Source organism: Marinobacter salinisoli (assembly GCF_017301335.1).
GTDB lineage: Bacteria > Pseudomonadota > Gammaproteobacteria > Pseudomonadales > Oleiphilaceae > Marinobacter > Marinobacter salinisoli.
On record NZ_CP071247.1, the window covers coordinates 171,214 to 194,166 of the forward strand.

Below are 22,953 nucleotides of genomic sequence, written 5' to 3' on the forward strand. Positions count from 1 at the left end.
GTCACCTGCTTGCACAGGCTGCACTACCTGTTTCTGCGGCGGCCTAGCTGAACTCCGGATCTTTGCCTGCCGCCAGCAGACAAACCAGGTTGGTGGCCACTGTCGCGCCAGCCAGGGCCGTCACTTCAGCGTGATCGTACGGCGGTGCAACCTCCACCACATCACAGCCGATCAGGTTCAGCCCTTGCAGCCCCTTCAGCAGTTTGATCGCCGTGAGCGTGTCAAAACCACCGCACACCGGCGTGCCGGTGCCAGGAGCACAGGAAGGGTCAAGGAAGTCGATGTCGAAGGTCAGGTAGGCCGGCCGGTCGCCGACGATCGCCCGGACTTTCTCCACCGCTGCATCAATGCCGTTTTCATGCAGCCACATGGCATCAAACACGTTAAACCCGGGGTTGCGTTCATTCACGGTACGCATGCCGATTTGAACCGAATCCTCGGGTGACACCAGGCCTTGCTTCGCAGCGTGATAGAACATGGTGCCGTGATCGATCCGCCCTTCTTCATCGGCCCAGGTATCACAGTGGGCATCGAAGTGGATCAGCGAAATCGGCCCGTGTTTGTCAGCCAGCGCCCGGATGATCGGGTAGGTCACGAAATGATCGCCACCGATGCTCAGCGGAATCACGCCAGCATCCAGAATCGGCTGATACCACGCCATGACTTCCTCAACGATGCGCTCGGGCCGGCCGGGGTCGAACACGCAGTCACCGTAGTCGACCACGTTGAGCGTGCGGAAGGGGTCCTTGCGCCAGGGCCAGGGGCGTGCCCAGGCCAGCTGCGTGGAGGCCGTGCGCACGGCGCGCGGCCCGAACCGTGCGCCGGGTCGGTTGGAGGTGGCAAGGTCGTAGGGAACACCGACGACGGCAACATCGACGCCGGTGAGATCCCGGGTGTACAGCCGGCGCATAAAGCTGGTTGCGCCGGCGTACATGGCTTCTATTGCGGTTCCGTAGTTGCTCTGGCGCGTGAACGCCAGATCTCCGTTTGCGTATTGGTCAAAAGAGTCAGACATTGCATTACCCTGACTGATTGCCCCGTCAATTGAAATCAGGACGCGGCTAACTGAGTACTGACCCGATCATTCATCCGTTTGGTGAAGTACCAACTTGCGATGGCCACGATCGAGACAGCCGCAATAATCAATGTGGCCAACGCATTGATTTTCGGTGTCACACCCAGGCGGACCGAACTGAAGACTTCGATCGGCAAGGTGGTGGCGCCCGGCCCGGTCACGAAGCTCGCGATCACCACATCGTCCAGCGACAGCGTGAACGACAGCAGCCAGGCTGAAATAATGGCGGGCGAAATGATCGGCAGGGTTACCGAGAAAAAGGTGCCGATCTGTCCGGCGCCAAGATCAAGAGACGCTTCTTCCAGTGAGCGGTCCATTTCACGCAGGCGTGAACTGATCACCACCGTGGAGTACGCGAGACAGAACGTGGTGTGCGCAATCCAAACGGTCAGCATGCCGCGGTTGGCGGGCCAGCCGATCATCTGCCCCATCGCCACGAACAGCAGCAACATGGACAGACCGATGATGACATCGGGCATCACCAGCGGTGCGGTGATCATGCCCGAAAACAGCGTCCGGCCCTTGAAATTGCGGTGCCGCACCATGATCAGCGACCCCAGCACAGCAAGCACCACCGCGGCCGAGGCCGACAGGAAGGCGATCTGCAGTGATCGCCAGACGGCGGTCATGATCTGCTGATCCTGGAACAGTTCGACGTACCACTTCCCGGAGAAGCCAGCCCACACGGTAACCAGGCGGCTTTCGTTGAAGGAATACACCACAAGGATCAGCATCGGCACATACAGAAACGCGATACCGACCCAGAACATCAAGCGGGAAAAACTGAAGCGCTGTGCCATTACAAGCCTCCCTCTTTGTTCTGAATACGGTGGAACAGCCCGATCGGAACCAGCAGGATCAACACCATGATCAACGCTAGTGCAGACGCGACAGGCCAGTCACGATTGTTGAAGAACTCCTGCCACAACACCTTACCGATCATGATGGTTTCGGTGCCGCCCAGCAGCTCAGGAATCACGTACTCACCAACCACCGGGATGAAGACCAGCATCGAGCCGGCAATCACACCGTTCATCGACAACGGCAAGGTGATGGTGAAAAAGCGTTTGATGTGGCCAGCACCCAGATCGGCGGCTGCTTCCAGCAGGCTGTTATCGTGCTTCACCAGGTTGGCGTACAGGGGCAGCACCATAAACGGCAGGTAGGAATACACCACGCCGATGTACACGGCGAAGTTGGTGTTCAGCATCTGGATCGGTTCGTTGATCACGCCCAGCCACATCAGCGCGCTGTTGATGAGGCCGTTGTTCTTCAGCAAGCCCATCCAGGCGTAGACCCGGATCAGGAACGACGTCCAGCTCGGCAGCAGCACCAGCAACAGCAATACCGTCTGCTTGTCCCTGGGCGCCTTGGCGATGGCATAGGCCATCGGATAGCCGATCAGCAGGCAGTACACCGTGGACCAGAACGCCATCTTGATGGAATTCCAGTACGCCTGGATGTACAGCGGATCGTCCAGCAGCCACTGGAAGTTATACAGGCTGACCCGGATGTTCAGTACGCCATCAAGCCATTCGAACAAGGCGGTGTATGGCGGAATCGCCAGCGCACCTTCAGCGACGGAAATCTTGGCAACGAACAGAAAGGGCAGCAGAAAGAAGACGCCGAGCCACAGGAATGGCGCGGCCATCAGGGTATACCGGCCCTGGGGCAGGAATTTCTTAAGCATCGGATACGTATTCATGAGCGCATAACCATGCCAGCGTCATCCTGCCAGTGAACCCAGACCTCCTGTTCCCAATCCGGACGTTCAGCGCGACGTTCGGTATTGGCGAGGAAGCAGTGAACAATTTTTCCAGTTGGCAGTTTGACGTAATAAACCGTGTGACCACCCAGGTAGGCGATATCGTCAACAACACCGCGAGTCACATTCTGTTGCTTGTCCGGACGATCCAGGCTGATGAACGTCTTTTCCGGACGCAGTGCGAACAACATGTTCTTGTCGTCAACACCAGAAGACACGCCACGGCCCACGAAGATGTCGTTCTCGACATCCGGCGAACGCAGGACCATGTAATTTTCCTGGTCGTCGACAATCTCCGATTCGAACACGTTCACCGTGCCGATGAATTCCGCCACCATGCGGTTCATCGGGCTCTCGTAGATATCCACCGGTGAACCGACCTGCTGAATCTCCCCTTCATCCATGATGGCAATGCGATCGGCCATGGTCATGGCTTCTTCCTGATCGTGGGTAACCATCACACAGGTCACGCCGACCCGTTCAATGATGTCGACCACCTCAAGCTGCATTTCTGTGCGCAGCTTTTTGTCGAGTGCGCCCATGGGCTCGTCGAGCAGGAGCAACTTCGGGTGTTTGGCCAGCGAGCGAACCAGGGCAACACGCTGACGCTGACCGCCAGAGAGCTGATGGGGCTTTCGGCGGGCATATTTTTCCATATGCACCAGCTTCAGCATGCTCTGCACACGGTCATGAATCTCGTCTTTGCCCAAGCCATCCTGCTTCAGGCCGTAGGCAATGTTCTTTTCCACGGACATGTGCGGAAACAGCGCATAGGACTGGAACATCATGTTGAACGGACGTTCATTGGGAGGCAGATGCGCAATGTCGTTGCCGTGCAACTGAATGGAACCGGACGACGGCAGTTCAAAACCGGCCAGCATTCTGAGTAGCGTGGATTTACCGGAACCAGACGCCCCCAGCAAAGCAAAAATCTCGCCCTGGCGAATGTCCAGATTGATGTCATCAACCGCAAGCACGCTGTCGTAGTATTTGTTGAGGTTGCGGATGCTCAGCAGAATTTCGTCTTGCTTACGGCTGTCTTTTCTCGCAAGTTCATCAGCAGTCATAAAAAGGATCTTTTCAAAAAAACACCAGAGGGACAGCCGGGCACAGGCGTGCCCGGCACAGATGCTTAGTCAGACTTGACCGAGGTCCAGGTACGCGTCATGTAACGATTGATTTTCTCTGGCAGAACCTCAAACGTGAACAACTTGGTACCCTCGACCGGGTAGATACCGGGATGCTCCAGGATTTCCGGGTCGATGAACTCATTGGCTGCAACGTTAGGGGATCCGTACCAAACATAGTTGGTAATGTCGGCGCCGATCTGTGCGTCCAGAACGAAGTTGATGAACTCGTGGGCCTCGTCGACATTCTTGGAGTCTTTTGGAATCGCCATCATGTCAGACCACATCGCCGTGCCTTCTTTCGGGATGTAGTAAGCCACTTCGACGCCGTTTTCGGCTTCTTCTGCACGGGCCGCGGCCTGGAAGACGTCACCGCTGTAACCAATGGCCAGACAGATGTCGCCGTTGGCCAGATCAGAGATGTAGCGAGAGCTGTGGAAGTAAGTGATGCTCGGCTTGATGCTCTTCATCAGCTCGGCGGCCTTGTCGTAGTCGGCACGATCCTTGGAGTTGGGATCCAGCCCCAGGTAGGACAGGGCCAGAGGCAGCACTTCTGCCGGCGAGTCGAGCACCGCGATGCCACAGTCGGCCAGCTTGGATGCGTATTCCGGGTTGAAGATCAGGTCCCAGCTCTCGGTGGGCGCGTCTTCGCCCAGGGCTTCTTCAACCTTGGCAACGTTGTAGCCAATACCGGTGGTACCCCACTGGTAAGGAACACCGTATTGGTTGCCTTTGTCGTAGTTTTCCAGGTTGCCCAGCAGGTTATTATCCAGGTTGTCCCAGTTCGGGATCTTGGACTTATCCAGTTTCTGGTAGGCACCGGCCATGACGTGGCGCGCCAGATAATCGGATGTCGGTACCACTACGTCGTAGCCAGACTGACCAGACAGAAGTTTGGCCTCCAGAACTTCGTTGGAGTCGAAGACGTCGTAGGTGACTTTGATGCCGGTCTTGGCTTCAAATTTTTCAATCGTGTCTTCAGCGATGTAGTCGGACCAGTTGTAGACGCGAACGACGCGGTCGTCGGCCATGCTGGCTGAAGCGACCGTGCTTGCGACAGCTAACCCGAGAAGGGACTTCGTTACTGCTTTCATTGTGCCTCTACCTTTATTGATTTTTTACTTTCCGGATACTGGTGAGCTTGTTTTTTTACCAGTCGTTAGTTCGGCGCAACAGCTTGAGCCGATCTAAATCCTGCCTGCCCGCTTCCGGGCACGCATCAGACAGTCGAGAGCAGGTACTGACGCTCCCAGGAACTGATCACTTTCTTGAACCCTTCGTACTCCGCCCAGCGGGTGGCGACGAAACCATCGACGAAGGCATTGCCGAGAATCTCGCGGATTTCTTCGCAATTGCTCATGTTCTCCAGCGCCGCTTCAAGGTTCCACGGCATGGTGTCGTCGGCTTCATTGCCCATGCGGCCGGTCGCCGGTGTTCTGGGCTTCACCTCGTTGATCATGCCCAGGTAGCCACACAGCAGGTTGGCAGCCAGCGCAAGATACGGGTTCACATCGGAGCCCGGCAGGCGGTTTTCGACACGACGTGCGGCCGGCGGTGCATCCGGCACGCGCAGGCCAACGGTGCGGTTTTCTTCGGCCCACTCGATGTTTACCGGTGAGTTGCCATCGGCACCGGGCAGGTAACGGCGATAGCTGTTCACGTTCGGTGCCAGCATGGGCATCACGTTCGGAATGTACGCCTGGAGACCACCGATGTAATGGTGGAACAGCGTGGAAGCGGTGCCGTCTTTGTTGGAGAACAGGCTCTTGCCGGTTTTGGCATCGACCAGTGACTGGTGGATATGCATGGAGCTGCCCGGCTCACCGGACACCGGCTTGGCCATGAAGGTGGCGTTCATCTTGTGTTTCAGCGCGGCTTCGCGCACCAGACGCTTGAAAATGAACACCTGATCCGCCAGCTTCAGTGCATCGCCGTGGCGGAAGTTGAACTCCAGCTGCGCGGCACCCTCTTCGTGAATCAGGGTATCAATGTCCAGGCCCATCTCTTCGGCCCAGGCATAGATGTCTTCAACAATCGGGTCAAACTCGTTGGCGGCATCGATGCTGAAACTCTGGCGACCGCTTTCCTGGCGACCACTGCGGCCGTACGGCGGCTCCAGAGGGATGTCCGGATCGGTACTGCGCTTGGTCAGGTAGAACTCGACTTCCGGCGCCACGATGGGCTGCCAACCCTGATCTGCATAGAATGCGAGCACTTTTTTCAGCACGGCCCGCGGCGACAACTCCATCAGGTTACCCATGGAATCGTGGCAATCATGGATGATCTGCGCAGACGGCTCAGCGGCCCAGGGGATGGTGTAGGGGACGCCGTCCGGGCGCAGGATCATGTCAATGTCGCGCGGGTCGAGCAGCCGGTAGAAGACTTCGTCGTCGGGATAATCGCCCGTCGCGGTCTGCAGCAGAATGCTCTCGGGCAGACGAATGCCACCCTCAGCCAGGAACTTGTCCGTCGGCATGATCTTGCCGCGGGCGATTCCGGTCTGATCCGAGGTGATACATTCGATCTCAGTGATCTTGTGTTCGGTTAACCACTTCTTCAGTTCTTCCATACCTATTACTTTGACTGTCGCGCACGACACGCATCGCCAAAGGCCTCGAAAATAAGTTTTTGTTCTCGGTTTTCCATGACTTCCCATTCCGGATGCCACTGCACGGCCAGGCCAAAAGACAGGGCGTCGATGGAAAGCGCCTCGATGAGTCCGTCTGGTGCATTCGCTTCAACGGACAGACCAGACCCCAGGCGGTTAATACCCTGGGAGTGGAGCGAGTTCACGTTCATGGACGGGCGGTCAACGATGCCCTCCAGAAGGCCACCGGACACCAGGTCGACCCGATGCGCGGGGGCGTACTGCTCGGCAAGCGCAACCGTTTTGTCTTCCCGGTGATCGCTGAATCCGGCAACGTCCTGCACCGCCTGATGCAACGATCCTCCCAGCGCGACGTTAATGTCCTGGAACCCCCGGCAAACGCCAAACAGGGGCAGATCGGATGCGATCACCGCATCGATCAGCGCTTTCGCTAACGCGTCACGACGGGCATCGTACCGATACGGCAGGTCGATTCGGGACTCGCCATACAGGTCGGGATCGGCCATGGAATAGGCGCCGGTCAGGAAGATGCCATCCAGGCGGCTAAGATAATCAGTTACCTGAACATCGGGCAACAAGGACGGCAGGATGATTGGTACCACACCTGACGCCTGCGCCAGAGCAGTGACATATTTGTCGCCCGCGGTGTGAAACACATGCGGATCAATCGTCTGGGTATCGCTTATCACCCCAACCAGCGGTTTTCGATTTAAATTCATCATTCTAGGTTGCACTCAAATCTTGAACACCCTCAGCATACACAACCATAAATTATTTTAAACACCAATTTCGTCATTTTCTTGCAAAAAGCTTTACATGTTCAAAATACTGATTTCGACTGCCCCATTCTTGGGCACGACACCCCCATTTTGTGCATTATATTGACCTTTTTAGCGAGGGTTTTGTTTGAACTCACTCAGAAATACAGTTAACTTATGTTCAATATATAGATCACCCATAACGCACGCATGCGCAGCCAGTCTGCAGAACAACACGGGCCGAACTCTATGACTGAGAACGAAGTCTCCGCTTTTCTGAAGCGCTATCCGAAGGTCACCACCATAGAACTGCTGATCAGTGACTTGAACGGTGTTCTGCGTGGAAAGCGAATTGAACGCAATCTACTGGAAAAGGTTGTCACTCAGGGCTTTTATCTGCCGGGTTCTGTGATGTCGCTGGACGCCACGGGAACCACGGTGGAATCGGCGGGACTGGGCGTGGACGTGGGTGATCGCGACCAGAGATGCCGACTGATTCCGGAGACGTTGGCCATTGTGCCCTGGATTGAGGACGGCAGCCGGGCGCAGGCGCTGTGCACCATGGTCGATGACAACGACGAACCCTTTTTCAGCGACCCACGCCAGATTCTCTGTAACGCCCTTGAGCGCTTTAACAAACTGAACTATCAGGTGGGCTTCGCCGCCGAGCTGGAATTCTACCTGGTGGATATGGATCGCGATGCCCAAGGCGGGCTGCGTCCGCCAGCATCCTCGACCACCGGCCGCCGTATGGGCTCCTGCCAGGTCTACTCCATTGACGACCTGAATGAATACGACGCCTTTATTCAGGATGTGCTCCAGGCCGCCCGGGCGCAGAACATACCCGCAGACACGGTGATTGCAGAGTACGCACCCGGCCAGTTTGAGGTGAACCTGCACCATTCGGACAACATCGTGCGGTCGGTTGACCATGCCATTCTGCTGAAGCGGGTTATCCGCCACGTTGCCCGAAAGCACGGAATGGAAGCCACCTTCATGGCGAAACCCTATATTGAAGAGTCGGGAAATGGCCTGCACATGCACCTGAGCCTGATGCAGGATGGCAAGAACGTGCTGGCGGCAGACAACCCGGTCGATAATCCCATCATGCGCAATATGGTTGCCGGTCTGCTCAGCATGGCGGACAGCACCCAGGCGTTTATGGCCCCGAACATCAACAGTTACCGTCGCCTGGCGCCGGGCGCCTTTGCGCCGACCGCCAAGAACTGGGGCTACGATAACCGCACGGTCGCCTTGCGCATTCCCTCCGGCTCCAAAGCCGCTACCCGGATCGAACACCGCATGGCCGGTGCCGATGCCAACCCTTACCTGGTGGCAACGGCGGTGATCGCCGGCGTCACCGAAGGCATCCAGCACCGCATGGAACCGTCCGCCCCGGTAACCGGCAATGCCTACGACCAGGAACATCCGCATGTGGCCGACAATCTTCGTGATGCCCTGCGCAACATGAAAAAAGACGTGCGCGTGGCGGACTGGTTCGGTGAATCCTTCGTGAAGGTTTACCAGGCCTGCAAATGGCACGACCTGCACCTGTTTGAACAACAGATTACCCAGCTGGAGTACGACCTGCTCCTGGGTTATGCCTGATTCAAGCGCACTGACCCAAGCCGTTCTCTGGTGGCAGGGGCTGCCGGAACCTGAACCTGCCGCCCCCTGCCCCGAACTGCAGCCAGTGGATGTCGCCATTGTCGGTGCCGGCTTCACTGGTCTGTGGACCGCCTATTTTCTCAAGCAACTGCGCCCGGCCTGGCGCATCGCCATCTTCGAACAGCACCATGTTGGCTACGGCGCCTCTGGGCGCAACGGTGGCTGGCTCATCGGTGGCATCGCCGGCCAGGAAGACTGGCTCGGCAGCTTACCCGCCAGCGAGCGCGAGCAAAGTCAGCAATTGCTGTATGGCATCGTCGAGCGCGTTCGGGCCATTTGCGAACGGCACCGGATCGATTGTGATTTCAGTCATGCGGGGGTGCTGTACGCCGCAGCACGGTATCCCGAACAGATCCATGCCGCACGGTCGTGGCTGCACGGGATCCGCAGCAGCGGCCAACCGGAATCGGCCTTTCACTGGCTCTCGAAACCCGACACAGAAAGCCTTCTGAACCTGCCGGATGTTTATGGCGGGCTGTACTCACCCCACTGCGCAACCATCAACCCGATCAAGCTCTGCCTCGGCCTGGCCCACACACTCAAAGGCATGGGCGTTCAGATTGTTGAACGTGCACGGGTTGACGAAGTCACCAGCCGCAGACTCACCATCAACGCCCAACCGGTGCAATGTGGCCACATTGTGTTGGCGAGCGAAGCCTTCCCCGCCACCTGGCAACCACTGTCCAGAAAGCGGTTGCCGGTTTATTCCAACGTGATTGCCACACGAGCCCTGTCGGAACACGAATGGCAACAGACCGTGAACAAGCCCGGGCTGGCGTTCAGCGACTTGTGCCGGAGCATTACCTATGGGCAGCGCAGTCAGGGCGGCCACATGGTGTTCGGCGCCCGCGGCGGCTATCAGTTTGGCGCAAGGGCACGCTTTGAATTCACCCCGGACGACCCGGCTTTCCGGGCACCAGCCACCTTTCTCCGGCGCTTGTTCCCCAGCCTGACCGAACAGGACATCCAATACCGCTGGGCAGGCTCACTGGCCATGAGCCGCGGCTTTCGGCCGTTTGCCGGGTTCGATAAAGACAGCTGCATTGCCTATGCGGGCGGCTACGGCGGCGAGGGTGTCGGTGCCTCGCACCTGTTTGGTCAGACACTGGCCGAGCTGATCACTGAATCCGGCAGCATCTACACCCAGCAGCCGTGGGTGATCCGCGGCAGCCCCAGCCAATTGAAAAACTGGGAAGCCGAACCTGTGCCGTGGCTGGGTTATCACATGCTGGGCAAACTGTTCGCCCTGGAAGACTGGCTGTGCCACGAAAAGAAACTGCCGTGGCTGCACAAGCCATTGAACAGCCTGAGTCGTCTGGCCGGCGGGCTGATCACTTAAGCAGGCAAAAAAAAAGCCGGTAACACATGTGTTACCGGCTTTTTCGTCAGCACTCAAACCCGATTAGTTACCAGATTTGATGGTCTGCCAGGAGCGCGTCACGATGCGATCGATTTTGCGCGGCAGCACTTTAAAGGTGTACAGCTTGGCCTCGACCTCAGGAGTCGGGTAGATGCTTGGATCACCCGTCACTTCTTCATCGATCAACGGCGTTGATGCGCTGTTGCCATTGGCATACCAAACGTAGTTGGATACGCCGGCAATTACCTCGGCATCCATCAGGTAGTTAATCAGCTGATGAGCTTCGTCGACGTTGCTGGCATCCGCCGGAATGGTCAGCATGTCGAACCACATGCCCGCACCTTCTTTCGGAATGGTGTACGCCACTTCCACGCCGTTACCCGCTTCTTCGGCACGCGTGGCGGCCTGAAGAATGTCACCGCTCCAGCCGACGGCCACACAGATGTCACCATTGGCCAGATCGCCAATAAAGCGGGAGCTGTGGAAGTAAGTCACGTGCTGTGCCAGTTCGCTCAGCAGTGCCTCGGACTGCTCATAGTCTTTCGGGTTTTCGGAATTCGGATCCAGCCCCAGGTAGTGCAGCGCTGCGGGAATCACCTCGGCCGGTGCGTCCAGAAACGCAACGCCACAGTCGCTGAGCTTGGCGAGGTTCTCTGGCTTGAACACCAGATCCCAGGAGTCCGTCGGGGCATCCTCACCCAAAACTTCCGCCACCTTTTGGGGGTTATAACCAATGCCCGTGGTGCCCCACAGATAGGGCACTGAGTACTGGTTGCCCGGATCAATGGTTTCAATCACTTTCATGATCACCGGGTTCAGGTTATCCCAGTTGGTGAGCTTGCTCTTATCCAGCTTCTGGTACGCGCCTGCAGTAATCTGCTTGCCCATGAACGATGCCGAAGGCACCACCACATCGTAACCGGACGATCCGGCCAGCAGCTTCGCTTCCAGCACTTCGTTGCTGTCAAACACATCGTATTTGACGGTAACGCCGGTGCTTTCGGTAAACCCAGGCAGGGTTTCCTCGGCGATGTAGTCTGACCAGTTGTAAAAATTAACGTTACCTGCGGCCATTGCATTGCCAGCCATGCTTACGCCGAGCAGTGAGGTGGTAGCCAGTACGGTGAGTTTCTCTTTCAACATGCTTTTACGTTCCTTTTTCTAATAATTTATAGATCGTTGCTGTTGGCGAGTACGTCCATGCTTTTCTCATTCTTTATATACACGATGGCCTCCATGCCACCGCCCGGGTTCCACGCAAAAAAAATCAGGGCATAAGCCCTGATTTAGAGTGTCATTACCATTTGAACGGCACGGTTTCCGTAGCCTTTTTCCGGCGCCACAGGGGCCGTGATTTCAAACCCCCTGTGCTGCCAATAATCCTGCGAGTCGTTCACGGCTACCAGAGCAAGGGTTGTGAGGTTCTCACGTCGAACCTGTTCGATCAGTTCCTGCCAAAGCAACCTTGAAAGCCTCCTTCCCCGGGCGCTCGGTGCGAGCGCCATGTCATGGATATACATAACATTACCGCCAATGGCTGGCAATGGCTGGTCAAGCGCTGGCACATCCGTTGCACTCGGCCAGCGATGGGCGAGCAGATACCCCGCCACCTGGTCATCACCATCGGTGACCACCCAGCAGGTATCCGGGGAACGCTGCTGTTTCTGCTGCAACACCGCAATCTCTTCATGCAGGTCGTCGGGGTAGGCCTGCCGTTGAATAGCATCAATAGCAGGCCAGTCTGAGCCTTGAATCGGGCGCACTGCGACAGTCACCACCGGCTCCCCCACCTAAACGCCAAGTTTGTCGCGCAGCCCGTAATACAGCGCGCCTATCGCGGTGTATGGGGCCCGGAGCAAACGCCCGCCTGGGAACGGAAAGTGTTTCAGCTGCCCGAAGGCATCGAACCGTTCGGCCTGCCCTTTCAGCGCTTCTGCCACCAGACGACCGGCGAGATGCGTGGTGGTCACACCGTGTCCGGAGTACCCCTGAGCGTAGAAAATCTTCGGTGTCAGACGGCCAAACTGCGGCAAACGGCTCATGGTCAGCAGGAAGTCACCGCCCCAGGCAAAATCAAACTTCACGCCTTTGAGCTGCGGGAAGGTCTTTTCCAGATGCCCCCGGATAAACCGCTCAATGGACGCAGGGTCGCCACCGCCATAGGTAACGCCGCCACCGTACAGCAGTCGGTTGTCACCGGTAACGCGATAGTAGTCGAGCTTGTAGTTACAGTCCTCGACACAATGTCCGCCCGGGATCAGCGACTTCGCCACGGACTCGTCGAGCACTTCGGTGGTGACAATCTGGGTGCCACAGGGCATGGCCTTGGCGTCGAGTTCCGGCACAAGCCCGCCCATATAGGCGTTGCCGGCCAGCAAAACGTAATCCGCAGTCACCTGCCCCGAGGCCGTCTTGACCACAGGGCGCTCACTGCGAATCAGGTCAACCACCCTGGAATCCTCGAAAACCTGGCCACCGAGGTTTTCGAACGCCGCCACTTCACCCAGCAGCAGGTTCAGCGGGTGGATGTGCCCACCGTTATGGTCGAGCAGGCCGCCGACGTATGCATCACTGGCGATGTGCTTGCGGATACCGTCGGCATCCAACAGTTCCAGGTTGCTGTGCCCGAAACGCTCCCAGAGCTGCTGCTGTTCGGTCAGCTCATGCATCTGGCGCTTGTTGAACGCCGCGAAAATGCCACCGGGTTTGTAATCGCACTGAATATCGTATTTCTCAATGCGTTCGCGGATGATGTTGGCGCCTTCAAAGGCCATATCACCCAGCGCCTTGCCCAGCTCGCTTCCGTAGTTGTTTTCGATAACGTCGATGTCACGGCTGTAGCTGTTCACCAGCTGACCGCCATTGCGGCCGCTGGCGCCAAAGCCGATACGTGCCGCTTCCAGAACGACCACTTTGAAACCGGCTTCGGCCAGATGCAAAGCCGATGAAATGCCGGTAAAGCCGGCGCCGACAATACAGACATCGGCTTCGATGGCGTCAGTCAGTGCCGCGCGATCGGTCTTGTCGTTACGGGTAGCGGCGTAATAAGAGCCTGTGTGTTCCGTGCGCTGCGCCATCGTCGGTCAGGCCTCGTAAATGACGTAAATCTTCTTGCAGTAAGACGGCACTGACCAGGTGCCCTCGAAGCCGGCGGGGATGACAAACTGGTCTCCCGCCTTGACGGTTTTCTGATTGCCGTCTTTATCGGATATGACCGACTCACCTTCCAGAATCAGACAGAATTCGTCTTCGCTGTAGCTGATGGTCCACTCGCCGGCTTGTGAATCCCAGGTTCCCACATGGAACTTTTCATCCCGCGACGAGAAGCCATTCCAGACATTCTGCTCAGGCTTGCCCGAAAGAATTTTGGCGGCGTCCGGCAGGTAATTTTCAGCGGTGATACCGGTGGTTGTGACATCGAAGATGGAAGTGATTTGACTCATAACCAATCCTGTTGCTCAAGGTTAACGACGGGCCTGATAGGGAAATGCAAAAAGGTCATCCACGATCCATTCGAGGATGACCTTTCGGTCTCTACTTCATGGTCGGCATGACAAATTCTGCAGTGCCGATATCGCCTTCCGGCCAACGAGCCGTCACGGCTTTCCGGCGGGTATAGAACTTCACGCCTTCCGGGCCATGCATGTGATGCCCACCGAAGAGTGAACGCTTCCAGCCACCGAAGGAATGGAACGCCATGGGTACCGGAATCGGCACGTTAATGCCAACCATACCGACCTGGATGTCGTGACTGAACTTGCGCGCCACCGAACCGCTGCGGGTAAAGATGGAGGTGCCGTTGCCGTATTCGTGATCATTAATCAGCTTGGCCGCGGTGGCGTAGTCATCCACGCGCACCACACACAGCACCGGGCCGAAGATTTCTTCCTGATAGATGGTCATGTCCGGTGTGACGTGATCAAACAGGCAGCCGCCCAGGAAGTAACCTTCCTCACAGCCTTCAACCACCAAATTACGGCCATCGACCACCAGTGTCGCGCCCTGCTCAACACCGGCGTCGACATAGCCTTTGACTTTGTCGTAGTGCTCTTTGCTGATCAGCGGGCCCATATCCAGGCCGAGGTTCTCACCATTACCGATCTTGAGGCTGCGGGCTTTGGCGGCCAGCTTGTCCACCAGCTCATCGGCGATGTCGCCGACTGCAACAGCCACCGAGATGGCCATGCAGCGCTCGCCGGCCGAACCATAGGCAGCACCGGTCAGGGCGTTGACGGCCGCGTCGATGTCAGCATCCGGCATGACGATCATGTGGTTCTTGGCACCACCCAGAGCCTGCACGCGCTTGCCGTGGCTGCTCGCGGTGGTGTAGATGTATTCGGCGATCGGCGTGGAGCCGACAAAGGACACAGCTTCGATGTCCTCATGGCTCAGCAGAACGTCCACCGCTTCCTTGTCGCCGTTCACCACGTTAAACACGCCGTCCGGCAAGCCGGCTTCTTTCAGCCACTCGGCAATAACCAGCGCCGCGGTCGGGTTCTTTTCAGACGGTTTCAGGACAAAGGTGTTACCGCAGGCAATGGCGACCGGCCACATCCACATCGGCACCATGGCCGGGAAGTTGAACGGCGTGATACCCGCCACAACACCCAGCGCCTGATTGACCGAGTAGGCATCAACGCCGGTACCCACCTGTTCGGTAATTTCACCTTTCAGGATCGACGGCGCACCACAGGCAAACTCAACCACTTCCATCCCGCGGATAATCTCGCCTTTGGCATCTTCAAAGACTTTGCCATGCTCGGCGGTGACGATCCGGGCCAGGTCATCGATGCGCTCTTCGAGCATCATCTTGAAGCGGAACAGAATCCGCGAGCGCACCAGCGGGCTGGTATTGGACCAGGCCGGAAAGGCCGCTTTCGCGGCCGCAATGGCCTGCTCAACTTCACCGGCTGACGCCAGTGACACCTGTGCGGCCTGAGCGCCAAGGGCTGGATTGAACACCGGCGCATGTCGTTCACTGGCGGATGTCAGCTCTCCGTTAATAAAGTGGTTGATCGTTTTCATAACTCTCCTGATGGCCGGACAACGCCGGTTCCTGACTCTTTTTTACTGGTTAATTCAATACGGGTGCTCAATACAGCGCTTTGATACCGTTGCGCAGGGCGGTAATGGCTTCATCGATGTGTTCTTTCTCGACGATCAGCGGTGGCGACATGGCGAGGATATCCATGGTGTAACGGACCATCACATTGCCTTTCCAGAAGCAGTGTTCGAACACGTCGTAGCCGCGCTGGCCGGGCTTATCGCCGGAATGGAATTCGATCCCGCCGACCAGACCGTAATTGCGAATGTCTTTGACAACATCAAACTCTTTCAGGCTGTGCAGCTGTTCCTGCCAGTACTCACCCAGTTCATAGGCTTTGTTGAACAGGTTTTCCTTCTCATAAATGTCGAGGGTGGCCAGCGCCGCTGCGCAAGCGACCGGATGCGCGGAATAGGTGTAGCCATGGAACAGTTCAATGGCTTCTTCCGGGCCGGTCATGAACGCATCGTGAATCTCGTTACTGACAAACACCGCGCCCATGGGAATCGCACCGTTGGTGAGACCCTTGGCAGAGGTAATCAGGTCCGGCGTGATGTCGAAATGATTGGACGCAAACGCACCGCCGATGCGGCCGTAACCGGTGATCACTTCATCAAAGATCAGCAGGATGCCGTGCTTGCGGGTGATATCCCGCAGGCGCTGCAGGTAGCCCTTCGGGGGAACCCACACACCGCCGGAACCGGCAATCGGTTCAACAATAACGGCCGCGATGGTTTCAGCGCCGTGCAGGGCAATGATACCTTCCAGCTCATCGGCCAGGTTGGCACCTACCTCGGGCTGGCCTTTGGTAAATTCGGTGCCCGGAGTCCAGGCATGCTTCAGGTGATCGACACCGTTCAGCAGCGATCCGAATGCGCGGCGGTTGTTCACCAGGCCGCCCACGGAAATACCGCCGAAGCCGGTACCGTGATAACCCTTTTCCCGGCCAATGAGGCGGGTACGGCCTGCATCACCTTTCACCCGATGGTAAGCCAGCGCGATTTTCAGCGCGGTATCGACGGACTCTGAACCGGAGTTACAAAAGAAGACATGGTCCATACCGGCCGGTGACAATTTGGTCAGCCGCTCGGCCAGCTCGAAGGCCATCGGGTGGCAAAGCTGGAACGTCGGTGCAAAGTCCAGATTCTGGATCTGGCGACTGACGGCTTCCGAGATCTGCGTCCGGCCATGGCCGGCATTCACACACCAGAGACCTGCGGTGCTGTCGAGCACGGAACGGCCATCCGGCGTTTTGTAGTACATGCCTTCGGCGGACTCAAACATCCGGGGATTGGCTTTGAATTGGCGATTTGCCGTAAACGGCATCCAGAACGAGTCCATGGAGGGGGCTGACATCATGCTCATCTCTTGCACCTTCTGTGTTCTTTTTTTTGAACAATTTTTCCCGAGTGTATGTTAAATAAAATAAACATCAACCCTGACCCCGATTTAAATGTCAAAAAAACTGAATTTCACAGCCAGGCAATGGTCAAATTCGGTGTTCTCCGGGAATTATGTTCAATATATTGAAATAAACCTTAAAGTTGCAGTATGTTGGCAACTACCCTGATTTAAACAACGCAACCATTTAAACCAGCAACAGTCGAGGCTTCCATGGCACAACAGCACACCTTCGAACATTGGCAATCCCTCGCGGCAAGCCTCAAGCCCGAGGGTCGCGCTTACATCAACGGCCGCTATGTCGATGCGGTGGGCGGAGACACCTTTGATACCGTTTCCCCAATCGACAATCGTGTGCTGGCCAGGGTCGCCTCCTGCCAGGAAGCCGACGTGAACGTTGCGGTGGACGCCGCACGCGACTCATTCAACCGTGGCGTCTGGAGTGAACTGCCCCCGGCCAAGCGAAAAGCGGTCTTGCTCAAGTGGGCCGAGCTGATCGAGGCCAACGCCGATGAACTGGCGTTGCTGGAAACACTGGACATGGGTAAGCCGATCGGCGATTCCCGCTCGGTAGACGTCAACGCCACCGTGCGCGCATTGAGCTGGACCGCTGAAGCGGTGGACAAGTTGTACGACGAAATCGCACCGACACCACACGATCAGCTGGGCATGATCACCCGCGAACCGGTCGGCGTGGTTGCCGCCATCGTGCCGTGGAATTTCCCGATGATTATGGCGGCCTGGAAATTCGCCCCGGCGCTGGCCATGGGTAACTCCTTCATACTGAAGCCCTCGGAAAAATCACCGCTGACCGCCCTGCGCCTGGCGCAGCTGGCAACCGAGGCCGGCATTCCGGACGGGGTGTTCAACGTTCTGCCCGGTTTCGGACACACCGCTGGCAAGGCACTGGCCCTGCATATGGACGTCGATACGCTGGCCTTTACCGGCTCAACCGCCATCGCCAAACAGCTGATGATTTACGCCGGTGAGTCCAACATGAAACGGGTATGGACCGAAGCGGGCGGCAAGTCGGCCAACATTGTTTTCGCCGATGCCGACCTGGATGCCGCGGCAGCCGGTGCGGCCGCTGGTATCTGCTTCAATGCCGGAGAAGTCTGTACCGCCGGCTCCCGCTTGCTGGTGGAAGACAGCGTCGCCGATGAGTTCATGGAGAAGGTGCGCGCACTGGTCGCGAAATGGCGCCCGGGGCATCCGCTGGACCCGAACACCAATGTCGGTGCGATTGTCGATAACGCACAAATGGAGCGGGTACTGGATTTCATCCAGATCGGACAGAAGGAAGGCGCGAACATGACCGTCGGCGGCCAGCAGGTAATGCCGGTGGAAGGCGGCCTGTTCGTTGAACCGACCGTGTTCGAGAACGTGAACAACGACATGACCATCGCCCGGGAAGAAATCTTCGGCCCGGTGCTGTCGGTCATCCGGTTCAGCGATGAAGACGACGCACTGAAGATCGCCAACGATTCCATTTATGGCCTGGCAGCGGGCTTGTGGACCAACAACCTGTCCCGCGCCCATCGGGTGGCCCGCAAACTGCGCGCCGGTTCGGTATGGGTGAACGAATACGATCTGGGCGACATGACCGCACCGTTCGGTGGCTACAAGCAGTCCGGTAACGGCCGCGACAAGTCCCTGCACGCTTTCGACAAATACAGCGAGATCAAGGCCACCTGGTTCAAGCTCTGAACCATAGTGGATCGGGGCAGGGTTTCGTGACGCCCGCCCCGATCCGCCGCTGCCGCCTACCCTCCTCTATCAATCACCCGACAGTCAGAATAAGAAGCGCGCATGAGTGAACCAAGAACGGGCGCCTATTACACGGCGACCATCAAAGAAGATTCCAACTACCCACGGCTGACTGGCGATATTCAGGTGGATGTCGCCATCGTCGGTGGCGGCTTTACCGGTGTAAATACCGCTCTTGAGCTCTCCGAGCGTGGCTATAAAGTGGCCCTGGTCGAGGCCAATCGCATCGGCTGGGGCGCCACCGGGCGCAATGGCGGGCAGATTACCGGCTCACTGTCCGGCGATGAGGCCATGCGCAAACAGATGCGTAAAACGCTCGGCACTGATGCGGAAGACTTTGTCTGGCAGCTTCGCTGGCGCGGGCATGACATCATTCGCAACCGGGTCTCGAAATACAATATCGACTGCGACCTCAAGCACGGGCACCTGCACGCCGCCTACAAGCCATCGCACATGAGGGAACTTCAGGCCAGTTACGCTGAAGCCGTCAGACGCGGCATGGGTGACGAGGTCACGCTGCTGGAGCGTGAGGATATGCCGGATTACCTCGAAACCGACATCTACCATGGCGCGCTCTACAACCGAAAAAACATGCATGTGCACTCGCTGAACCTGGTGCTTGGCGAAGCGCGCGCGGCCACCGAGCTGGGTGCCCAGATCTTTGAACAGTCCAGGGTCATCGACATTGAACACGGCGACACGCCGGTGGTGGTGACCGAGGGCGGCCGCATCACGGCCAACCGGGTGGTGTTAGCGGGCAACGCCTATCATCGCCTGGAACGGCGCAAGATGAGCGGGAAGATCTTCCCGGCGGCCGGGGGCATCGTGGCAACGGCGCCGCTGTCTGATGAAGTGGCCCAGGCGATCAACCCGAAAGACCTGGCCGTCTACGATTGCCGTTTCGTGCTCGACTACTACCGCCTGACCGCAGACAAGCGTCTGCTGTTCGGTGGTGGCGCCAATTACAGCGGTCGTGAAAGCCGCAACATCGAGGCCGAGCTTCGCCCTGCCCTGGAACGGACCTTCCCCCGACTCAAAGGCGTCGGTATTGATTTCGCCTGGAGCGGCATGATGGGCATTGTCATCAACCGCATTCCGCAGCTCGGCAAACTGTCGGAGCATGTGTTTTATGCCCAGGGTTATTCCGGCCACGGCATCGCGACCTCACACATCGTGTCGGAAGTGATGGCGAATGCCGTTGACGGGCACTTGCGGGAGTTCGATACCTTCGCGGCGTGCAGCCACATTCGGATTCCCGGCAGCGAATGGCTGGGCAACCAGTTTCTGGCCATCGGTATGTGGTACTACCGCCTGATGGAAACGCTGCGCTGAGTGGCGCGAAGGGAGTTATCGCAGAAGTGAGCCATTGGGTTCGGTATTGAAACGCCTGCTTTGATCAATATCGAATGGCTCAGAGGATGGGCCTGAAAAGCGAACTCGCTTTTCAGGCCTCAAGCAGGCAGCTCTCGATGACTGAGAGGCGCCTCAGCGCTGAAAGTCGTAGATCGACCCCAGCCCCAGAATGCCGGTGAGCTCGTCCAGAGCCTTGCGCACTTCGTCCAGCAGCATCGGATCCGCCAGATCGTCCCGGGTCAGACGATCCCGGTAGTGAGCATTCACCCACGCCGTCAGGCGCTCGTACAGCTCATCGGTCAGCAGCACGCCCTGGTGCATGGCCTTCAATTCTTCATCATTGAGCACCACACGCAGACGCAGACAAGCCGGACCGCCGCCGTTGCGCATGGACTGCTTGACGTCGAACACCTCAACCGCAGTGATCGGGCCACCGGACTGAACCAGCTGGTCCAGGTAGTTACTGACTGACTTGACCTCCCGGCACTCGCCGGGCACCGCCAACATCATGCCATCCGGAGTATTCAGCAGCTGGCTGTTGAACAGGTAAGACGCTACCGCATCCTGAATGGGCACGTCGGCACTGCTGACCTTCACCGCCTGCAGCTCGGTGCGGGTCAGGCGGGCACGAATGTCATCCAGCACCTTCTGCTCATCCAGGAACGCCATGTCGTGATAAAACAGCGTGTTGCCGTTACCCACCGCAATCACGTCGTTGTGGAACACACCGGCATCAATCGCTTCGGGATTCTGCTGGGCGAACACCGCATGCGCATCCGCCAGCCCATGCAGGCGAGCAATCGCCTGGGACGCTTCCAGAGTCTGCCGGGCCGGAAACTTCTTCGGCGCCGGTGCCTGTTCGTTAAACGCCATCTGGCCATAGACGAACAGCTCGACACCCGGCTCGCCATAACCACTGCAAAGGCGGGTATGGTTGGCCGCGCCCTCGTCACCGAAGTGACTGACCGACGGCAGGGCCGGATGATGCGCAAAGTAGCGCTCATCGGCGAAGATGGACTTCAGCGCACGGCCCGTCACCTCATGCTCGATGGAGCGGTGGAACTTGGCGCTCAGATTGGCCGGCGTGAAGTGAACACGACGATCCGCCGTATCCGCGCTGGGCGATACCGTGGCGGCGTTCGCGGTCCACATGGTGGACGCCGACGACACCGCGGCCAGAATGCTCGGGCACTGCTTGGCCGCGTCGCCGAGTATTTTCTTCTCAGACCCATCGAACCCCAGCTTGCGCAGGGTCGGAATGTGCGGCCGCTCGTGCGGGGGCAACAGCCCCTGCACGAAACCACGATCCGCCAGGGCCTTCATCTTGGCCAGCCCCTGAAGCGCCGCTTCCTTGGGATTCGACACCGCCGCCTCGTTGGACTTGGAGGCCACGTTGCCCCAGGACAGCCCAGCGTAGTTGTGCGTGGGGCCGACCAGGCCGTCGAAATTAGCTTCTACTGCATGCTTAACCATGGCAGAGGGTTCCCCGTTTTACTTGTCGAAGTTCAGGCCGGGCGACAGGGCTTCCGGCAACTCGGTCTTGGGCGCTTCCACTGACGCCATCGGCCAGGCGCAGTAGTCAGCGGCATAGTAGGCGCTCGGACGATGGTTACCACTGGCACCTACGCCACCAAACGGGGCGGCACTGCTGGCGCCGTTGGTTGGACGATTCCAGTTCACGATACCGGCGCGGATTTCTTCCACCATCCGGTCGTAGAGCTTGCGGTCATCGCTGAGCAGGCCGGCAGACAGGCCATAGCTTGTGTTGTTGGCCAGTTCCAGCGCCTCGTCAAAACTCTTGTAGCGGTACACGGTCAGCAGCGGGCCAAAGTATTCCTGGTCCGGCAGATCAACACCGGTGGCGTCGACAATACCCGGGCTAAGCAGGCCGGTGCCTTCCTTGAGGAGCTTGACCTCAAGCAGCGACTTGGCACCCTTCTCGAGCATGCTGGCCTGGGCCTGAAGGATGGTCTGCGCCGCTTCCGGCGAAACCACAGAGCCCATGTACGGCTGCGGGTCCGCGTCGAATTCACCGACACGAATCCGGCTGGCCAGTTCGATCAGGCGATCCAGGAACTCATCCCCCTTGGGACCCTTGGGCACCATCAGGCGGCGGGCACAGGTGCAACGCTGCCCGGCAGACAGGAACGCAGACTGCAGCGTGTGGTGAACCGCGCCGTCGATGTCCGATACGTGCTGCACGATCAGCGGATTGTTGCCGCCCATCTCAAGCGCCAGAATCTTCTCGGGCTGGCCGCCGAACTGCTTGTGCAGGATGTGGCCCACGGTGGAGCTGCCGGTGAAGAACAGGCCGTCAATCATCGGATGACTGGCCAGCGCCTTACCGGTTTCCATTGCGCCCTGAACCAGGTTGATCACGCCCTCGGGAATACCGGCTTTTTCCCACAGCTTGATGGTCATCTCGGCCACGCCCGGCGTTTGCTCACTGGGCTTGAAGACCACGGTATTACCCGCCAGCAACGCCGGCACGATATGACCGTTCGGCAAGTGGCCCGGGAAGTTATAGGGACCAAATACCGCAACGACACCGTGCGGACGATGACGCAGGATGGCACGGCCACCCGGGGCTTCGTTCTCGGTCACGCCCGTGCGCTCGTGGTAGGCCTTGACGGAAATCGCCACCTTGCCAATCATCGCCGCGACTTCGGTGCGGGACTCCCACAGCGGCTTACCGGTTTCCAGGCCGATCTGATGGGCCAGCTCTTCCTTGTGCGCTTCCAGCTGATCACGGAACGCCTCGACAATGGCCTGGCGCTCTTCGAAGCTCTTGCGACGCCAGCTTACGAATGCCTTGCGTGCCTCGCGGATTGCGGCATCCACATCCTCAAGGTTCGCACTGTTGCCATCCCACACGGTTTCGCCAGTCACTGGCTGAATGGACTCGAACATGGGCCCGTGGCCCTGCAGCCAGAGACCATCGATATAAAGCTCACCTGTCAGGTTTGCCATGAAAACGCACCTCCAAAATCAGAATTCTTGCTCATCAGAACACGACCACCAGCCACC

At 58.1% G+C, this 22,953-nt stretch carries 19 protein-coding genes; 4 read left to right on the forward strand and 15 right to left on the reverse strand.

The features are described 5' to 3' along the window. Positions 1-43: 43 nt before the first annotated feature. The 7 genes from speB to LPB19_RS00865 form a co-directional block, all read right to left on the reverse strand. Complete coding sequence (speB, locus tag LPB19_RS00835; protein WP_206644209.1) at positions 44-1,015, reverse strand: agmatinase; 972 nt, start codon at positions 1,013-1,015, stop codon at positions 44-46. Positions 1,016-1,050: 35 nt separating this feature from the next. Then, positions 1,051-1,875, reverse strand: a complete 825-nt coding sequence (locus LPB19_RS00840; protein ID WP_206644210.1) for an ABC transporter permease subunit — start codon at positions 1,873-1,875, stop codon at positions 1,051-1,053. After that, positions 1,875-2,780, reverse strand: a complete 906-nt coding sequence (locus tag LPB19_RS00845; protein ID WP_228289162.1) for an ABC transporter permease subunit — start codon at positions 2,778-2,780, stop codon at positions 1,875-1,877. The genes LPB19_RS00840 and LPB19_RS00845 overlap by 1 nt, the downstream gene beginning before the upstream one ends. After that, positions 2,777-3,907, reverse strand: coding sequence for an ABC transporter ATP-binding protein (locus LPB19_RS00850; RefSeq protein WP_206644211.1), 1,131 nt, complete (start codon positions 3,905-3,907; stop codon positions 2,777-2,779). Before LPB19_RS00850 ends, LPB19_RS00845 begins: the two co-directional genes overlap by 4 nt. A 65-nt stretch (positions 3,908-3,972) precedes the next feature. Continuing rightward, on the reverse strand, positions 3,973-5,061 hold the full coding sequence (locus LPB19_RS00855; protein ID WP_206644212.1) for a polyamine ABC transporter substrate-binding protein: 1,089 nt from the start codon (positions 5,059-5,061) through the stop codon (positions 3,973-3,975). A 125-nt stretch (positions 5,062-5,186) separates the two neighbouring features. Then, positions 5,187-6,536 (reverse strand): glutamine synthetase family protein, encoded by a 1,350-nt coding sequence (locus LPB19_RS00860; RefSeq protein ID WP_206644213.1) that lies wholly within the window; start codon positions 6,534-6,536, stop codon positions 5,187-5,189. Between the two features lie 5 nt (positions 6,537-6,541). Then, the gene (locus LPB19_RS00865) at positions 6,542-7,297 is read right to left on the reverse strand and encodes a gamma-glutamyl-gamma-aminobutyrate hydrolase family protein (RefSeq protein ID WP_206644214.1); all 756 of its coding nucleotides are present in this window, start codon (positions 7,295-7,297) and stop codon (positions 6,542-6,544) included. 285 nt (positions 7,298-7,582) lie between these two features. Between LPB19_RS00865 and LPB19_RS00870 the strand changes: the two genes are divergently transcribed. Together LPB19_RS00870 and LPB19_RS00875 are read left to right on the forward strand one after the other, a co-directional pair. Further along, a complete protein-coding gene (locus LPB19_RS00870) occupies positions 7,583-8,941 on the forward strand; it encodes a glutamine synthetase family protein (protein WP_206644215.1) in 1,359 nt (452 codons plus the stop codon). Further along, positions 8,934-10,340, forward strand: a complete 1,407-nt coding sequence (locus LPB19_RS00875) for an NAD(P)/FAD-dependent oxidoreductase (protein ID WP_206644216.1) — start codon at positions 8,934-8,936, stop codon at positions 10,338-10,340. Before LPB19_RS00870 ends, LPB19_RS00875 begins: the two co-directional genes overlap by 8 nt. Positions 10,341-10,403: 63 nt before the next feature. Here LPB19_RS00875 and LPB19_RS00880 read toward each other — a convergent pair whose 3' ends face one another. The 6 genes from LPB19_RS00880 to LPB19_RS00905 all read right to left on the reverse strand — a co-directional run bounded on the left by LPB19_RS00880 (position 10,404) and on the right by LPB19_RS00905 (position 16,770). Then, on the reverse strand, positions 10,404-11,504 hold the full coding sequence (locus tag LPB19_RS00880) for a polyamine ABC transporter substrate-binding protein (RefSeq protein ID WP_206644217.1): 1,101 nt from the start codon (positions 11,502-11,504) through the stop codon (positions 10,404-10,406). Between the two features lie 143 nt (positions 11,505-11,647). Continuing rightward, the gene (locus LPB19_RS00885; RefSeq protein ID WP_206644218.1) at positions 11,648-12,136 is read right to left on the reverse strand and encodes a GNAT family N-acetyltransferase; all 489 of its coding nucleotides are present in this window, start codon (positions 12,134-12,136) and stop codon (positions 11,648-11,650) included. Positions 12,137-12,151: 15 nt separating this feature from the next. After that, the gene (locus tag LPB19_RS00890) at positions 12,152-13,438 is read right to left on the reverse strand and encodes an NAD(P)/FAD-dependent oxidoreductase (RefSeq protein ID WP_206644219.1); all 1,287 of its coding nucleotides are present in this window, start codon (positions 13,436-13,438) and stop codon (positions 12,152-12,154) included. Between the two features lie 6 nt (positions 13,439-13,444). Continuing rightward, positions 13,445-13,804, reverse strand: a complete 360-nt coding sequence (locus LPB19_RS00895) for a cupin domain-containing protein (protein WP_206644220.1) — start codon at positions 13,802-13,804, stop codon at positions 13,445-13,447. A gap of 91 nt (positions 13,805-13,895) precedes the next feature. Then, a complete protein-coding gene (locus tag LPB19_RS00900; protein ID WP_206644221.1) occupies positions 13,896-15,386 on the reverse strand; it encodes a CoA-acylating methylmalonate-semialdehyde dehydrogenase in 1,491 nt (496 codons plus the stop codon). Between the two features lie 67 nt (positions 15,387-15,453). Beyond that, positions 15,454-16,770 (reverse strand): aspartate aminotransferase family protein, encoded by a 1,317-nt coding sequence (locus tag LPB19_RS00905; protein WP_206644222.1) that lies wholly within the window; start codon positions 16,768-16,770, stop codon positions 15,454-15,456. Positions 16,771-17,019: 249 nt separating this feature from the next. On the opposite strand from LPB19_RS00905, the gene LPB19_RS00910 reads away from it, so the two are divergent. Continuing rightward, positions 17,020-18,513, forward strand: a complete 1,494-nt coding sequence (locus LPB19_RS00910; protein ID WP_206644223.1) for an aldehyde dehydrogenase — start codon at positions 17,020-17,022, stop codon at positions 18,511-18,513. A 102-nt stretch (positions 18,514-18,615) separates the two neighbouring features. Continuing rightward, on the forward strand, positions 18,616-19,905 hold the full coding sequence (locus LPB19_RS00915) for an NAD(P)/FAD-dependent oxidoreductase (protein WP_206644224.1): 1,290 nt from the start codon (positions 18,616-18,618) through the stop codon (positions 19,903-19,905). Between the two features lie 153 nt (positions 19,906-20,058). Here the strand turns inward: LPB19_RS00915 and astB are convergent, their stop codons facing one another. Both astB and astD read right to left on the reverse strand, forming a co-directional pair. Continuing rightward, positions 20,059-21,399 carry an N-succinylarginine dihydrolase gene (gene astB / locus LPB19_RS00920; RefSeq protein ID WP_206644225.1) on the reverse strand — a complete coding sequence of 447 codons (1,341 nt, stop codon included), beginning with the start codon at positions 21,397-21,399 and terminating at the stop codon, positions 20,059-20,061. Between the two features lie 18 nt (positions 21,400-21,417). Continuing rightward, the gene (gene astD / locus LPB19_RS00925; protein ID WP_206644226.1) at positions 21,418-22,896 is read right to left on the reverse strand and encodes a succinylglutamate-semialdehyde dehydrogenase; all 1,479 of its coding nucleotides are present in this window, start codon (positions 22,894-22,896) and stop codon (positions 21,418-21,420) included. Positions 22,897-22,953: the final 57 nt, after the last annotated feature.